The organism is Thermoactinomyces vulgaris, from assembly GCF_003688725.1.
GTDB lineage: Bacteria > Bacillota > Bacilli > Thermoactinomycetales > Thermoactinomycetaceae > Thermoactinomyces > Thermoactinomyces vulgaris.
The window spans coordinates 640,102-655,483 of record NZ_REFP01000007.1 but is presented as its reverse complement, the minus strand read 5'-3'; the positions used below and the strand labels follow the sequence as shown (position 1 = coordinate 655,483).

15 protein-coding genes are annotated in these 15,382 nt (G+C 47.3%); 5 read left to right on the top strand and 10 right to left on the bottom strand.

Features of this window, described 5'->3' with window-relative positions:
* Positions 1 to 36 precede the first annotated feature (36 nt).
* Positions 37 to 672, bottom strand: coding sequence for a TetR/AcrR family transcriptional regulator (locus ATH33_RS03695; protein WP_170151222.1), 636 nt, complete (start codon positions 670 to 672; stop codon positions 37 to 39).
* 814 nt (positions 673 to 1,486) lie between these two features.
* On the bottom strand, positions 1,487 to 2,737 hold the full coding sequence (locus tag ATH33_RS03685; protein WP_049720081.1) for an NCS2 family permease: 1,251 nt from the start codon (positions 2,735 to 2,737) through the stop codon (positions 1,487 to 1,489).
* Between the two features lie 240 nt (positions 2,738 to 2,977).
* Here ATH33_RS03685 and ATH33_RS03680 point away from each other — a divergent pair, with 240 nt between their 5' ends.
* Complete coding sequence (locus ATH33_RS03680) at positions 2,978 to 4,063, top strand: tyrosine-type recombinase/integrase (RefSeq protein WP_049720080.1); 1,086 nt, start codon at positions 2,978 to 2,980, stop codon at positions 4,061 to 4,063.
* 117 nt (positions 4,064 to 4,180) lie between these two features.
* Complete coding sequence (gene lexA / locus ATH33_RS03675) at positions 4,181 to 4,801, top strand: transcriptional repressor LexA (RefSeq protein ID WP_049720079.1); 621 nt, start codon at positions 4,181 to 4,183, stop codon at positions 4,799 to 4,801.
* Positions 4,802 to 4,890: 89 nt separating this feature from the next.
* Here the strand turns inward: lexA and ATH33_RS03670 are convergent, their stop codons facing one another.
* The 6 genes from ATH33_RS03670 to ATH33_RS03645 form a co-directional block, all read right to left on the bottom strand.
* Complete coding sequence (locus ATH33_RS03670) at positions 4,891 to 6,084, bottom strand: pyridoxal phosphate-dependent aminotransferase (RefSeq protein WP_121874070.1); 1,194 nt, start codon at positions 6,082 to 6,084, stop codon at positions 4,891 to 4,893.
* 71 nt (positions 6,085 to 6,155) lie between these two features.
* Positions 6,156 to 7,352: an acetate/propionate family kinase gene (locus ATH33_RS03665; protein ID WP_121874069.1), complete on the bottom strand. Its 1,197-nt coding sequence runs from the start codon at positions 7,350 to 7,352 to the stop codon at positions 6,156 to 6,158.
* A complete protein-coding gene (locus tag ATH33_RS03660) occupies positions 7,349 to 8,239 on the bottom strand; it encodes a 3-hydroxyacyl-CoA dehydrogenase family protein (RefSeq protein ID WP_282957128.1) in 891 nt (296 codons plus the stop codon). The genes ATH33_RS03665 and ATH33_RS03660 overlap by 4 nt, the downstream gene beginning before the upstream one ends.
* Before the next feature lie 21 nt (positions 8,240 to 8,260).
* Positions 8,261 to 9,769: an AAA family ATPase gene (locus ATH33_RS03655; RefSeq protein ID WP_242062442.1), complete on the bottom strand. Its 1,509-nt coding sequence runs from the start codon at positions 9,767 to 9,769 to the stop codon at positions 8,261 to 8,263.
* Positions 9,762 to 10,295, bottom strand: a complete 534-nt coding sequence (locus ATH33_RS03650; RefSeq protein WP_037995393.1) for a hypothetical protein — start codon at positions 10,293 to 10,295, stop codon at positions 9,762 to 9,764. Before ATH33_RS03650 ends, ATH33_RS03655 begins: the two co-directional genes overlap by 8 nt.
* A gap of 121 nt (positions 10,296 to 10,416) precedes the next feature.
* Entirely contained in the window at positions 10,417 to 11,055 is a 639-nt protein-coding gene (locus tag ATH33_RS03645; RefSeq protein WP_121874066.1) for a hypothetical protein, read from the bottom strand.
* A 198-nt stretch (positions 11,056 to 11,253) separates the two neighbouring features.
* On the opposite strand from ATH33_RS03645, the gene ATH33_RS03640 reads away from it, so the two are divergent.
* Positions 11,254 to 11,451 (top strand): hypothetical protein, encoded by a 198-nt coding sequence (locus ATH33_RS03640; RefSeq protein WP_062842990.1) that lies wholly within the window; start codon positions 11,254 to 11,256, stop codon positions 11,449 to 11,451.
* A gap of 92 nt (positions 11,452 to 11,543) precedes the next feature.
* On the opposite strand, the gene ATH33_RS03635 is transcribed toward ATH33_RS03640, so the two are convergent.
* Together ATH33_RS03635 and ligD are read right to left on the bottom strand one after the other, a co-directional pair.
* Complete coding sequence (locus tag ATH33_RS03635) at positions 11,544 to 12,842, bottom strand: amidohydrolase (RefSeq protein WP_242062443.1); 1,299 nt, start codon at positions 12,840 to 12,842, stop codon at positions 11,544 to 11,546.
* 66 nt (positions 12,843 to 12,908) lie between these two features.
* Entirely contained in the window at positions 12,909 to 13,811 is a 903-nt protein-coding gene (ligD, locus tag ATH33_RS03630) for a non-homologous end-joining DNA ligase (RefSeq protein WP_121874065.1), read from the bottom strand.
* Positions 13,812 to 14,148: 337 nt separating this feature from the next.
* On the opposite strand from ligD, the gene ATH33_RS03620 reads away from it, so the two are divergent.
* Positions 14,149 to 14,355: a spore coat protein gene (locus tag ATH33_RS03620; RefSeq protein WP_121874063.1), complete on the top strand. Its 207-nt coding sequence runs from the start codon at positions 14,149 to 14,151 to the stop codon at positions 14,353 to 14,355.
* Between the two features lie 77 nt (positions 14,356 to 14,432).
* Positions 14,433 to 15,374 (top strand): ATP-dependent DNA ligase, encoded by a 942-nt coding sequence (locus ATH33_RS03615; protein ID WP_121874062.1) that lies wholly within the window; start codon positions 14,433 to 14,435, stop codon positions 15,372 to 15,374.
* The last annotated feature ends 8 nt before the right edge of the window (positions 15,375 to 15,382 follow it).

The following is a 15,382-nucleotide window of genomic DNA, read 5'->3' as shown; positions in this document are numbered from 1 at the left end:
CCGATACGTACTGGTACTTCCTGTCCAAAGACAGGCCTATTGGCGAACCACGTTTCCAGCTGATTTCCCAAACGAAAAGTTGACATACGAACTGACCATGATCCGGTTTAACAACCGTGCCAAGTGGTCCGTGTCGATTTTTTCATCAGACTGGAAAAGATTTTGCATCACGACTTCATTGATCGCTCCAACCATTGCTTGCGAAATGAACCGGGCATCCTGGTTTTGTTTGGCTGGCGGGAGAATCTCTTGCACGATCCGGTCAATCAAGCCGGCAAATCTCAGGTGCGCTGTCCGGCGCATTCGTTCGACTGCCTTACTCACCCCGACAGACTCCACCAACAATAATTTCGCAACGGTTGAACGATTCACACAAATCTCGATGTAACGGCGTATGCCGGCATACCCCTTGTACGCAATTTGCTCTTCCCGGCGAACCGCTTCCTCCACTTCCTTCAGAACTTCGTTGGCCAACAGTTCAAACAAACAGACAAGCAATTCTTCTTTGCTGCGGAAAAAGCGGTAAAAAGTCGTTTTGGACACCCTTGCCTGTTCCACCACTTCAAGGATCGAGGTCTCTTTAAAGCCTTTGGTGGTAAACAGTTGAAGAGCTGCATACAGTAACTTGTCTTTTGCTTCTGTTGGCATTTTGGTTACATGAAGCATTTCCATCATCCATTCTCCAATGAGTACCAGTACGTATTAGTATTATACTACAAAACCAATCCATTTATCAATTAATTTATTATTTTTTGAATAATATATTTTTATTTCTTTCCGTCTGTGATTTCCTCATTTCTCGACAGATTTGTTTTTAAATCGGAAGTGGTTCGGTTGATTATTGATGTTTTGGGGCTACCCGGGGGATTTCGGCTGGGCAGTTTAGTTTTGTGTTTATTTTAGGGTTAATGGGTTGGATTCTAAACATATCCTTTGTATGGGGTTGTTTCTTTTTTGAAGAATTTTTTGTTTGTGTTGCAAACTAGTTTTTACTGATGTTCCATTGGTGTTTCGTGCAAACGAAAACTTTTTGGATGAAATGCCTGCATTCACCTGCATTCAACGGGATTAACGGGGATTGGTTCCATTCCGTTGGAACTTGAATTTAATTTTGAATAGTGGAAATAAACAAAAAATAATTTCTCCTTACGAATGATCCATTATCGGGATGAAAAGGAGAAAAACTATGATTGCCAAAAAAATATCGGTCATTCTCGTCTTCTCCCTCGGCTTTTTGTTGACATTTTTTCTCGTGTTTTCCCTCCCCGTCCCCATCATGAATCCACCGCCGGCAAAAACAAATGCCACCTTGGATTACATTCGTTTGAATCCGCCCCGCCCGGAATCTTTCCGGACAGGGCAACCTGAAACGGCACACAAGTGCCCCGTCCGGCTGTCCCGGCTCATTCTTTGTTTCCTCAAGAAATCTCCTCACCCGTGATGAAATGTCATCACACAAAAAAAGAGGCCGGATCCGGCCTCTTTTTTAATGCATCATCCATGCGGATGCAACAAAATAGATTAAAAACAGTCCCGCTGTCATATAAATCAAGCGCGAAACCTGTTTCCATTTTCCGCTTGCGGCTTTGATCAACGGGTATGCGATGAATCCCAACGCCAACCCGTCCGCGATACTGCCCGTAAGCGGGATTCCGGCGATGATCAAAAAAGCGGGAAACCCTTCTGAAAAATCATGGAAGGGAATCTCTTCCACGCTTTTCATCATCAGCGCGCCAATCACCATCAATACAGGAGCAACTGCATTTTCCGGAATCATGCTGATGACTGGCAGCATCAAAACGGAAAGGGCAAACAACCCGGCTGCAACCAGAGCCGGAACGCCCGTTCTTCCCCCTTCCGCGATTCCGGCTGAGCTTTCAGCCGATGCCACCGTCGGGCTCGTTCCAAAGATACCGGATGTGAGCGTGGATACCGCCACCACCTGATAAGCCCGCGGAAATTTTTTTGCATCCGGCAGCATACCGCTTAATAAGCCCATGTTTTCAAAAACCACAATCATGGTCATCGAAAAAACGGAAAGCCAAAACGGGATCTGCCAAAAGCTGAACTCTGCCGCAGCAAACAGATGGACATAATCTTGCAGCTTCACATCAGTTGCCCGGGGACGAAAATCACCGGTCAGGATCATCGTCAGCAAGCTGGTGATGATCAGCCCGATCAACATGCCTCCTCTGGTTCCCCGGACAAACAAAAACAGCGTGACAACAAGTCCCAGAATCGTGGCGAGGGTTACCGGATGAGAAAAATCCCCCAGTTGAACCACGTTGATTTCACTCGGTCGGATGATCATCCCTTTTTGCAAACCGATAAAGGTCAGCAAGAAACCAATCCCTGCTGTGATTCCGTGCTTCAACGAATCCGGGACCCCGGTGACAAGCTTATCGCCCCAGGATGTCACACTGGCGACGAAAAAGCAAAACCCGGAGAGAATCACCACAGCCAACCCTTGCTTCCACGAAAGGCCAAAAGATTGCACAATGGTGTAACTGAAAAATGCATTGACTCCCATTCCGGGAACCAGGATAACCGGAGCTTTGGCAAACCATCCCATGATCAAACAACCGAAGACGGAAGCGCAAATGGTGGCCATCAATCCTGCTCCCAACGGAATTCCGGCATCTTTCAAAATCAGTGGATTAACAAGCAGAATATAGGCTGTCGTGAAAAAGGAAGTCACTCCTGCAATGATCTCAACTTTCAATGTTGATCGATCCATCTTGCCTTTCTATTCCTTTGAGATGTTCCCTCACCCACCCGCCACGCAACGAGTTGCGTGACACAAAAAGATCGATGTCGTTTATCATATAAAATGGAATTGTGGTCATTAAAAAAACGGGTGTTTTCCCACACCCGGATAGATATTATAGATGATCCTGACCTCATAAGTCAAATCACCTTCCATTCTTTATGGTAGAATAATGACATTGACTTTCCGGAAACAGGAGGTGGATTCGGCTTGAAACCGGTTTTTAAATCACGCAAACTGCCAGAAAACATCAATCGGATCATTTCTCAGTTTCCTGCAGAAGTGCAAGAATTTTTTCTCGAGATGATCAGCGCCGAACGTTCAAAACAAACCATTGCGAATTATGCCTATGATTTTGCACTCTTTTTTGATTATCTTAATTCCATCAACAAAACGATCGAGCAAGTGGATCCGATGATCATCAAACGTTTTTTCCGGCAGATAGAAAACGGCTATGAACGAACCGTACATATCTTAAGAAAGAAAAAAGACCCGAAAACCGGGAAAATCAAGGAGGAGTGGATCACCCGGACACACTTCCGGGAAAACTCCCAGAGCGGCAAACAAAGAAAGCGCGCTTCGTTGCGCTCTCTCTTTCGTTTTCTGGTCAAAACGCACGTGCTGAACCAAAATCCGATGGCAGAATACGAAGATGCTTCACTGAGAAGCCGTTCGCGCCAAAAAGTGCCCGTCTTTCTGACCAAAGAAGAGGCCCTGCGCCTTCTTCGCGCCGTCAAAACGTACCATCAAAAGAAAAACACCAAAAGCCCGGAATGGATGGAAAGACGCGATCTGGCCATTCTTCTCCTGTTTTTGAACACCGGAATGCGGGTGTCCGAGCTGATTCAATTAAACCTGAACAGTATCCAGTCCGACGGCGAAGTCATGCGGGTGATCATCCTGGGCAAAGGCGGAAAAGAACGGATGCTCAAATTGAATGAGACGGCCAAACAAGCGTTGAAAAATTATTTGACCGTCCGCCCTGAAAACAAAGCATCACGGGAACATCAGCAAGCCTTGTTTCTCAATAAAAACTATCAGCGCATCAGCCGGAAAGGCATCTCGGATATTATCAGCAAATACGTGCGCGAAGCCAACCTTCCACCGAAGGCAGCTTCCATTTCCCCGCATAAATTGCGCCATACCCTGGCCACTCTTCTTTTGTCCAACGGGGAAAACCTGCGGGTGGTGCAAGAAATCCTGGGGCATTCCAATATTCAAACCACCCAGATTTACACCCACGTCATCAATACGGAAAAGGATGAAGCACTCGACCGGCTGGATCAAATGTTATAAACTGTGTTTTAAGAACAAACATTCTGCAAATGTTTGTTCTTTTTCCATTGTTCATGTATACTAATAGAAGATATGTCGATGTGGAGCGGGTGAATGTGATCAAAGGGGGATGAAAACGTGGACAAACTCTCACCCAGGCAAAAAGCCATTTTAGACTATATCCAAAAAGAAGTGGCCGAAAAAGGATACCCGCCTTCCGTTCGGGAAATCGGTGAAGCCGTGGGTCTTGCCTCCAGTTCCACCGTGCATGGACACCTGGCTCGTCTTGAAAAAAAGGGATATATCCGGCGTGACCCGACCAAACCCCGTGCCATCGAGCTTTTACACCGCCCTGAAATCTATACCAAAGGCGTGGAAACCGTCATGGTCCCGCTGGTCGGTAAAGTGACGGCGGGCGAGCCGATTACAGCCATTGAAAATATCGAAGATTATTATCCGCTTCCAAGACGGCTCGCCGGACAAGATGATCCCGTTTTTCTCCTGTCCGTGCGCGGGGACAGCATGATCAATGCCGGAATTTTGGACGGGGATTATGTGGTCGTGCGTCAGCAACCAACCGCCGAAAACGGCGACATCGTCGTGGCCATGACTCCTGAAGGGGAAGCAACGGTCAAACGGTTTTTTAAGGAAAAGGATCATATTCGTTTGCAACCTGAAAATGACACCCTTTCGCCGATTTTATTGCCCAGTGTGAAAATCCTCGGCAAAGTGATCAGCTTGATTCGTGAAGTTTTGTAATTCATGTGATGCTTACAAGGATTTTATCTGTCAAAAAAATATTCTGATGGATGGCAAAAAGGCTGTTGACCACGGTCAACAGCCTTTTTTCATGCCTGAGATTGGGAAACGAACCGTTCGATCCGGTCCAAAGCCTTTTCCAATTGTTCCAATGAGGTGGCATAAGAAATACGGATATGATCTTTGGAACCGAAACCGGAACCCGGAACAACGGCAACCCGTTCGGTTTCCAACAAATCCGCCGCCCACTCATCCGGGGTTTTGTAACGGCCGCCGGAGTTTTCGAGCGCTTTACGGATATTGACAAACGCATAAAACGCGCCCGCCGGCTTCAGGCAAACAAAGCCCGGAATTTTGTTCAAGCGGTCCACCACGTAATCTCGGCGTTCTTTGAAAGCTTTTTTCATTTCTTGAATGGGTTCCTGTGTACCCGACAAAGCTTCCAAAGCGGCATATTGCGCAATGGAAGTGGGATTGGATGTGCTGTGGTCGGAAATTCCGTTCATGGCTTTGATCAGCGGCTCCGGACCCGCAGCAAATCCGATCCGCCATCCGGTCATGGAATAAGATTTGGAAACCCCGTTGATGATGACCGTATGATCATAATAATCCGGCCCCAGACCGGCCATGCTGACATGTTTTTTGTCCGGATCATAGATCAGATGTTCATAAATTTCATCCGAAATGATGAGGATATCCCGGTCAATGCAGACTTTTCCAATTGCACGCAACTCATCCTCCGTATAAACCATGCCGGTCGGGTTGGACGGGCTGTTTAAAATCATCGCTTTCGTCCGCGGAGTAATGGCTTCTTGCAATTGTTGAGGTGTGATCTTAAACTCTTGCTCTTCTGTTCCTTCGATCACCACCGGCTTTCCTTGGGCCAGTTTCACCTGTTCGATATAACTGACCCAGTAGGGGGCCGGGACAATGACTTCGTCCCCTTCATCCAATAAGGCTTGGAACAGATTGTAAAGCGCGTGCTTCGCCCCGACGGTCACAATAATTTGGCCGGGTTTGTAAGTCAACCCGTTATCCTTTTTCAACTTGTTTGCAATGGCTTCTTTCAGCTCAGGGATCCCGCCTGTTGCCGTATATTTGGTATAACCGTTGTCCATTGCAGATTTGGCAGCTTCAATGATGTGTTCCGGTGTGTTGAAATCCGGTTCACCGGCTCCCAGGCCAATCACATCATGCCCTTGTTGTTTCAAGGCCTTTGCTTTGGCAGTAATCGCAAGTGTCGGCGACGGCGCCAACTGTTGCACACGTTTTGAAAGCTTCAAGATCGGGCCCCTCCCATGTTCAGCAGTCTAACAATCTATCTCACTATTATCCATCTTATCATGAACATGCCTTATTGAACCAGTGCTTGTGTTTCTCTGGCAATCATCAGTTCTTCATTGGTCGGAATGACAAGAACATCCACTTTGGACCGCTGCGTACTGATCCGGCGCTCTTTTTTGCTGCGTTCAGCATTTAATGCCGGATCCAGTTCCACGCCAAGGAAGGTAAGCCCTTCGCACACTCTTTCCCGGATCAAATCAGCATTTTCGCCGACCCCGGCGGTAAAGAGAATGGCATCCACGCCGTTCATGGCCGCAATATAAGCTCCGATGGTCTTTTTGATTTTATAGACATACATGTCAATGGCCAGACGCGCGTAATCATTTCCGCTCTCCATGGCTTCGGTCACTTCGCGCATATCTCCGGAAATTCCGGAAATCCCCAGCAATCCGCTGTGCTTGTTCATCATGGAATTGACTTCGGCAAGGGTCAGATCTTCTTTTGTAATGACAAAAGGAACGATTGCCGGATCGATATCCCCGCTGCGTGTTCCCATCATCAAACCTTCCAGTGGAGTCATCCCCATGCTTGTATCCACCGATTTTCCGTTTTGAACAGCGGTAATGCTGGCTCCGTTCCCGATATGACAAGAGACAATTTTCAGTTCATCCAGCGGACGTCCGAGGAATTTGGAAGCCTGTTCCGAAACATACTTGTGCGAAGTCCCGTGGAAACCATAACGGCGAATTTTATATTTCCGATACAAGACATAAGGAAGCGGGTACATGTAGGCATAATCGGGCATGGTTTGATGAAAAGCCGTGTCAAAAACGGCAACATGGACGGCATGCGGAAGTTGGGCCTGGGCCGCGTCAATGCCGAGCAGGTTCGGCGGATTGTGCAAAGGAGCCAAATCGATGGTTTCCCGGATGGCCCGGCGCACATTGCTGTCGATCACCACCGAACTGGAGAAGTTTTCTCCCCCGTGAACCACGCGGTGCCCGACGGCCGCCACTTCTTCAGCGCTTTTGATCACACCGTCTTCCGGATCCATCAACAAATCAAGCACTTTTTTCATACCAACCCGGTGATCCAGAATCTCGCTGGCAATCACCAGTTCTTCTTTTTCCGGCACCTGATGTTTGATAATCGAACTTTCCGTCCCGATCTTTTCAACCAATCCGGTGGCCAAGACGGACTCGTCCTGCATGTCAAACAGCTGATATTTGATGGACGAACTGCCACAGTTGATGACTAAAATCTTCATTGCTGCTCCTCCTTGTCGATACGTTCACCGTCTTCATCATACCGGAAAAATCCTTCCCCGGTTTTCACTCCCAAATGCCCGGCACGGACCATTTTTTTCAACAGTGGTGCGGGACGATATTTAATATCGCCAAATTCACGGTAAAGGCGTTCCAAAGCCGCCAAAATCGAATCCAAACCGAAGTGGTCCGCCATTTCCAACGGACCCTTGTCGAAGTGATATCCGCTTTTCATGGCCCGGTCAATGTCTTTCTCGCTGGCGACTCCTTCCATCAAGGTGTAAATCGCCTCATTGATCAAAAGAACAATCAGACGGGTCGTGACAAAACCGGGAGATTCGTATACTTCAACCCCTTTGATTTCCAGTTTCGGCAGCAACTCCATCACGGTTTCCACGGTTTGTTGCGAGGTTTTCAAGCCGCGCACCATCTCTACAAGCGGTGTCCGGGGAACCGGATGCACAAAATGAAGACCAATCACATTCTGAGGGCGATTGGTCGCAGCCGCAATCTCCGTCAAACTGAGGGTCGATGTGTTACTGGCTAATACGACTTCAGGACGGCACAGTTTATCACATTGTTCAAAGACTTGAATTTTCGTCTTCATGTCTTCGTAAACGGATTCAATCACAAAGTCCGCTTCTTTTAACACATTCATGTCACTGGTGACATGTAAACGGGAAAGGGTCATTTTCTTTTCAGCAAGCGTAATGCCCCATTTCGACAATTTCTTGTCCAGGCTCATCTCAATAGAGTCGTACGCTTCTTTGGCCAATTCATCGTTTTGTTCGATAATGGTGGTATCAAAACCTTTGGACGCAATCAATTCGGCAATGCCACGTCCCATGGTTCCGCCACCGATGACTGCGATGTTTTGTATGCTTGCCACGATAAGTACTCCTTTCATCTTTTACCTAACTTGATCTATTTTAACAGTTCTTGCAGCATATTTCTTTAACATTTTCCGAAAATCGTCACCAGATAACACTTCTTCTTCTAATAAAATGCGCAATGCATCCTGAAACATGAAGGAAAATTGCACAATGTCGTTCAAAGTTTCCCGATACAGGTTATCCAATATTTTCTTGGCTTCCGTGTACATATCTTGTTTGTCCGTCCACTCGGGGTGAATGATTCCGAGCCCCGACAAGCCGGCTTCAATCAATTGCCGGGCATAACGGTAAGCTTGCTCATAATCGTTCTTGGCCCCGGTGCTCTTTTGGCCGTAAACATGTTCCTCCGCAGCCGCTCCGGCCAAACAGACACGGATGCTTTCTTCCAAATCCTCCCGGGTATACAAAAGCCGGTCCTGTTCCGGTTTTTGACGCACATAACCCAGGGCTTGCCCGCGGGGAGTCAAAGTGATTTCCGAAACGGAACCGGGTCTTAACCGTTCCGAGACAATCGCGTGACCCATTTCATGAACCGCCACCCGTTCTTTTTCCTCTTCGCCGGCTTCCCGGTCGGTTTGCTCCCCCATCAGCACTTTGTCAATGGCGGATGCAAAATGCGCTTGTCCGATTTCGGTTTGCTTGTCGCGCAAAGCGTAAATGGCTGCTTCATTTGTCAGGCTTTCCAATTGTGCACCGGAAAACCCGAAAGTTTCGGATGCGATTTTTTCCAATGACACATCCGGGTGCAACGTTTTGTTTCTGGTGTGCAATTGAAGAATCTTTAACCTTGCTTTTTTATCCGGCAAATCCACCTGGATATGCCGGTCAAACCGTCCCGGACGAAGGAGTGCCGGATCCAAGATATCTTTCCGGTTGGTCGCCGCTACAATCAAAAGCTGCACATCCTGATCGGACCGGATCCCGTCCATTTCCGTAAGTAGCTGATTGAGCGTTTGGTCATATTCACGCTGTTGGCCGCCATCCCGTTTCCCGCCGATGACATCAATTTCGTCAATAAAGATAATGGCGGATGACTTTTTGTTTTTCTTGGCTTTTAAACGGGCGTTTTCAAACAACGAGCGAACGCGTTTCGCCCCGACTCCGACATACATTTCCACAAATTCACTGCCGGAAGCGCTGACGAAAACCGAGTCCGTGTAGTGGGCAGCCGCTTTGGCCATCAGCGTTTTCCCTGTTCCGGGAGGGCCGGTGAGCAAAATCCCCTTGATCGGACGAATTCCAAATTGAGCGATCTTTTTCCGGTCGATCAAGAATTGAAGGGCTTCCTTCAACTCATTTTTGGCCCGGTTTTGACCGCCGATCTCGTCAAAATCAACAGTGGGAATCACTGATGTTGTTTTTTTCTTTTCAAAAATCTTTCCTGTCCTTTGCGCCATGCGGGAACGCTGAAAATAAACCATTCCTCCGATCGCCGCCAAAACCAAAACCGGCAGCGGATCCACGCCCAGATATAGAAGAAAAATAACGAGAGCCGCACCGGCTCCCGCCAAAACCGGCTTAATCAACACTGTCGCCTCCTTTCTGCGCAGAATTGACATGCATCACACGGGTTAAATAATGATCTCCGTCATAAAGCAAAATATAAACAGCATCTTCATTCATTTTGACGCCATAACCCAAATGGTACTGGTCCGCCCATTTCCCGATGGTTTCAGGAATTTCGGTAAATTTTTGCGTTTCCAAGCCTTCCCGGATCCCAAAGATCATTTGATCCCAAGCAACCAGCAACTTCTCATTGGGACGGTCTTTCCATTTCACATGAAGAGAACGGTGTTTGTTTTTTTCCTGAATCCGGTGGATTAAATCCGGAACCTCTCTCGTGAAGACCTTTTGATCGGGACGGGTCATTTCCAGTTCAATTTCTATATCAGATGGATAAACATCGATTTTCCTTATCGTCATCCCCGGTTGTTTTTCAATCATGGAAACAACCGGTCTTTTCACCAGCAGCTCTCGGTATCCCCAAAAACCGCCAAACAATAAAACAAGCGTGACCAGGCAACTGATGAAAATGATTTTTTTATTTTTCACACGCCACGCTCCTTTCTAAAGCGACATACACAAATACATAAAAAGTATAACATTTTTTATATACTATCGTATTGACAATCCATTCCAATAAAATAGACAGCATTCCTAAGAAATGCTGTCTTTATCCTTCAATCTCATAAATCAAAGTTTGTTTGGCTTGATTCTTGTCATGCACATGCAATACCATTTGTTTCAAATCCATTTGAGGTTCGGTGTAAATCAACTCATAATAAATTTCCATCTCTTCATAAACCGGAAATAACACTTGTTCGGACTCGGCATTGACGCGCTGTTTGAAATTACGGGTTAACTTCGCCGAATCGACGGATACTTTCATCCATTTTGCATCCGGATTCTTTTCAATCTCTCCATAAACCTGTCCGATAAACCGCAAATGATCTTTCAGCGAAACCAATCCGGCTTGTTCCTGTGTCATTTCTTCCTTTTTTCCTGAATGGAATGCCCAAACCTTATCCTTTTTTCTTTCCATGACTTTGTTGCCCTGCGCATCCAAAATCACACAATTTTCCCCGTTTTGTTTTCCTTTGTACTCTTCTTTTTGTTTCGGATTTTGTATTTGCAAACGAAACGCATAATTGTTTTTTTGCTCCGCACGGTGGATCAGGTGCTGAAGTTCTTGCTGAAGCAGGCTTTGCTCCGCACGCTTGATTTCCGCCGGAGAAGGCTTGTTCGCTTCCGTCCCGCAACCGGAACAAAACCACAACAGGGAAAACAACATAATGCAACAGACCGGTTTCATGCGACCCCTCCTTTCAACATACTTACGTCATTTCCTTGTTTTTTATCCCCAAAAGAAAAAATGGTTCAAGAACCGTTGGATCCTCAAACCATTTCATGACAAAAGCCGTCCGCCGAGAATTTTGCGGACGGGCAAAATGTGCTAATCATAAACGGGTTATCTCCGGTGATACTAACACCAACAAGGGAGGTGAAGGCAATGACAACCCCTTCCCTTTATCCCGATTGGATTTACAAAGAGTTACAAAACCGATTGACCGAAGAAGAATGGAAACAGCTGTCCGCCTTTTTACCCGCGGAAACATGGGCTTCCCCTGCTGCTCAAAAACGGGAATGGCAAGAAAGAAATACAGACATTCCCTTGCGCTTCCAATTGGATATTGATATGGAAATTTGATTTGTTCTTAGTATGACTTAGAAACTCCTGCCTATTCCCCTTCGCCAACTCTCTTTTCGCTGCCAATGATGCCAATAATTGGCGGCTTTTTCTTATAAGATCTCCTGAATGGCCTGATTGGCTTCATATTTGACTTTTTCTTCATCCATGGTCAGCAATTCCCGGTTTCGCATGACCGGTTTTCCATCAATGTAAACATCCCGCACATCATTTCGGTTGGCCGAATACACAATATGCGATACCACATCATGCAAAGGCTGCATATGGACCCCCGACAAATCCAACACCACAAAATCCGCTTTCTTTCCAACTTCCAAGGATCCGGTTTCTTTTTCCAAAAAGGCGCATTCCGCACCGTACAAGGTAGCCATTTTCAATGCCGTCATTGCGGGAACCAGCACCGAATTTTCATGAACGCCTTTATGGATCATCGCTGCGATATGCATTTCTTCAAACAGATCCAGATTGTTGTTGCTTGCCGCCCCGTCCGTGGCCAATCCGGGACGGATGCCTTTTTCAAGCATTTTCGGAATGGGAGCAATGCCGCTTCCCAGCTTCAAATTGCTTTCCGGGTTGTGAGCGACTTTAACATCATAAGAAGCAAGAATATCGATCTCCTCATCCGTCACATGCACGGCATGCGCCACCAACGCAGGCTGATCAAAAAAGCCCAAACGGCGTAAATGTTCCACCGGACGGACACCGTAATCCCTCACATTTTGTTCCACTTCTTTCGCGGTCTCCGACATATGGGTATGCAGTGGCAATGAGAGTTCGGCTGCTTTTTCCACAAATTGACGGATGTAATCCGGCGAACAGGTGTAAGGTGCATGCGGCGCCAGCATGGTGGTGATCCTTCCGCCTGCTTGTCCGTTCCAATCCTTGGCGAATTGCACGGCTTCATTCAGTTTTTGTCTTTGTTCTTCTTCACTGCAAAGCCCGATGGATCCGCGGCACAACCGGGCGCGCATCCCGGATTCCATCGTGATTTTCGCCACTTCTTCCATATGGTCATACATATCCACAAAGCAAGTGGTGCCGGATTTAATCATTTCCGCGACTGCCAAGGCCGTTCCCGCCGAAACTTGTTTTTCTGTAAACTTGGCTTCCAACGGCCACATTTTTTCTTCCAGCCACGTTTGTAACGGAAGATCATCAGCATACCCTCTGAGCAACGTCATGGCCGCATGTCCGTGTGTATTGACAAGACCGGGCATGATCGCGCGTCCCCGGCAATCGATGACTTCATCATAGAAAGCCAGTTCTTCTTCTCCCGGAACCGGGCCTATATATGTAATATCGGTGCCTTCCACACCCATGGCTCCTTGCTCAATCACTTCTTGTCCTTCCACCAGGGTGATGATCGTGCCGTTAATGAATATCCGTTTCAATCATGATCCTCCTCACCATTCAAATAAAATGACATCAATATTAAGATAACATGACCCTTTTCCTTTTTACAGTTTGCGTTTTTTAATGAACTGAAGAATCGCATCCAATCGTTGCCTTTCACCGGATATAACCGGTTCAAACAAATCCCCTTTTTCCTTCAAACGGTCAAAAATGTTGAGCAGTGTCCATTCCTTGGGTGAACGAAGCGTATGCAGTTCCTCCCACTCCAGCGGTGTCGATACCGTTGCCTCCGGAACGGCTCGCGGCGAATAGGGCGCAATCAACGTTTTGTTGTGCCAATGCTGCAGATAGTCAATATAAACCTTGTCCTCCCGCTTTTTGACCTGTCGTTCCACCGTGACCAACCCGGGATGAAGTTCCGTCAAATAATGTGCAATCAATTCCCCGATTTTCCTTGTTTCTTCATAAGAATAAACCGGTTCGATCGGGACATAAATTTGAAGTCCCGTTGCGCCGGAGGTTTTCACCACCCCGAATAATCCGATTTTCTCCAGCACTTCCTTGATCAGCCACGCCACTTCGGCCACTTTTACAAATCCGGGAGCACTGGGATCCAGGTCAAACACCAACTCGGTGGGAACCGGGCGATCCACCCGGTGAAAAGAAACATGGTATTCCAGACAAGCCAGGTTTGCCAGCCAAATGAATGTCGGGACATTATTGAGCAAAATATATTCAATATCCCCTGACGTGCTGGTTTCCACCCAATCCGGGCGGTAAAAAGGCGCGTTTTTCTGATAAAACGAAGAATGGTTCACCCCGTCCGGAAAACGGATCGTCGTCAGCAAACGATCTTTGCAATAAGGCAGGAGATATGGAGCCAGACGGGCACAATACAAAATAAACTCCCACTTTTTGATCCCTGCTTCGGGAAACCAGATTTTATCCGGATTGGTGATCTTTAATTCCCGTCCGTCAACGTGGACGTAACGCTCTTTTTCAGCCATGTGACCTCCCCGTTCAAACGCCTATTTTTCATTGGACAATGACCCGGAACATGATAAACGCATAATTTATAACAAACCCAGAAACCCGAGCAAACAGGAGGAATGAAACGTGTTGGAATCTGCCAATCAGCCGCTTCATGATGATTCTGCAGAATTTGTGGCGTCCGGGTTGGAGCAGGAACCCATCCATGCATCTCAATTTTTCCCGGGGCCGTTTTTCGGAGCTCCCTTCATTTACCCGCGTCCCTTTTTTTATTTTGGATTTTTTCCTTTCTTCCGCCCTTTTGGACGGTTCGGCCCGTATTAACTTCATCACCCGATAAGGAGGAGATTTCGTATGTATCCTTACAATGAGGAATGGATGGATACCGAAGAAGATCTGATTGAAACCAAACAACGGGGTTTTTACCCGCCTTTTTCACCCTTCTGGCCACCTTATTATCCCCCGTTCTATCCGTTCTATCCGCCGGTTTTGTTTCCCCCGGTTTTCCGGCCACCTTTCTTTCCCCGGGACCGGCGCCGGGACAGAAGGCGCGGCTATTGACGGAAGGACACTTCCCTTTTATTGGGAGGTGTCCTTTTTTAAAACCTGCAAAAAATATAAAAAAAGGAGGCTTTCTCATGGATTTGAAGCCAATCATCCCGTTTGAACCGGTGCCAACGGATGATTTTCCGCAAGGAAAACAATGGATCGCGCAAGTGAAGTGGGACGGTGTCCGCATCCTGGCATACCGGAACGGAAAAGAGATCAAGCTTTTTAATCGCAAAAAAAACGAACGGACGTTTCATTATCCCGAACTTCAGCATTTGGATCAATCCTTAAAAGCCAAATCAGCGATATTGGACGGGGAAATCATCGCATTAAAAGACGGAAAACCTTCTTTTTATGAAGTGATGAAAAGAGACGGCCTTCGCAAGATCGACCGGGTTCCGGCCGTGCAAAAACAAGTTCCGGTTACATACATGGTTTTCGACCTGTTATACCTGGACGGTCACTGGCTCATCCACCGGCCTCTTTCGGAAAGAACCGCATTGCTTGACGAAATCTGCGAGCCTTCCGGCCCTGTTCAACTCGTCCCTTCTTTTGAAGATGGAAAAGCGCTGTTTGAGGCAGTAAAAGAACACGGCTTGGAAGGAATCGTTTTCAAAGACCTGAACAGCACCTATGCCATCGGCGGGAAAGATCACCGCTGGCGAAAGAAGAAAAATGTGCAAGATTTGATCGCGGTGGTGGGGGGAGTCGTTGTCCGCGGCTCCATGGTCCATTCCCTTCTGCTCGGATTATATGATGAGCAGGACCGGCTTTGGTATATCGGTCACGCAGGAACCGGCAAATTGACTCACGAAGATTGGAAAACGCTGACCCGTATGATTCAACCCGTCGTGCAGGAGAACATGCCTTTTGTCAATCCACCTTCCCGTCTGAAAAACACGCTTTGGCTGAAGCCGGTCATCACGGTGAAAGTGCAATATCTGGAATGGAGCCACGGACACACCTTAAGACAGCCGAGCATTCAGGCCTTCGTGACCCACCCTCCCCACCAATGCCGCTTGGATCAATAAAACCCCGG

What these genes read in the sequence shown, in the direction of transcription:
- ATH33_RS03695 (WP_170151222.1), bottom strand. Translation starts at nt 672, where the DNA reads ATGGAAATGCTTCATGTAACCAAAATGCCAACAGAAGCAAAAGACAAG.
- ATH33_RS03685 (WP_049720081.1), bottom strand. Translation starts at nt 2,737, where the DNA reads ATGGATCGATCAACATTGAAAGTTGAGATCATTGCAGGAGTGACTTCC.
- ATH33_RS03665 (WP_121874069.1), bottom strand. Translation starts at nt 7,352, where the DNA reads ATGAAGATTTTAGTCATCAACTGTGGCAGTTCGTCCATCAAATATCAG.
- ATH33_RS03645 (WP_121874066.1), bottom strand. Translation starts at nt 11,055, where the DNA reads ATGAAACCGGTCTGTTGCATTATGTTGTTTTCCCTGTTGTGGTTTTGT.
- ATH33_RS03640 (WP_062842990.1), top strand. Translation starts at nt 11,254, where the DNA reads ATGACAACCCCTTCCCTTTATCCCGATTGGATTTACAAAGAGTTACAA.
- ligD (WP_121874065.1), bottom strand. Translation starts at nt 13,811, where the DNA reads ATGGCTGAAAAAGAGCGTTACGTCCACGTTGACGGACGGGAATTAAAG.
- ATH33_RS03620 (WP_121874063.1), top strand. Translation starts at nt 14,149, where the DNA reads ATGTATCCTTACAATGAGGAATGGATGGATACCGAAGAAGATCTGATT.
- ATH33_RS03615 (WP_121874062.1), top strand. Translation starts at nt 14,433, where the DNA reads ATGGATTTGAAGCCAATCATCCCGTTTGAACCGGTGCCAACGGATGAT.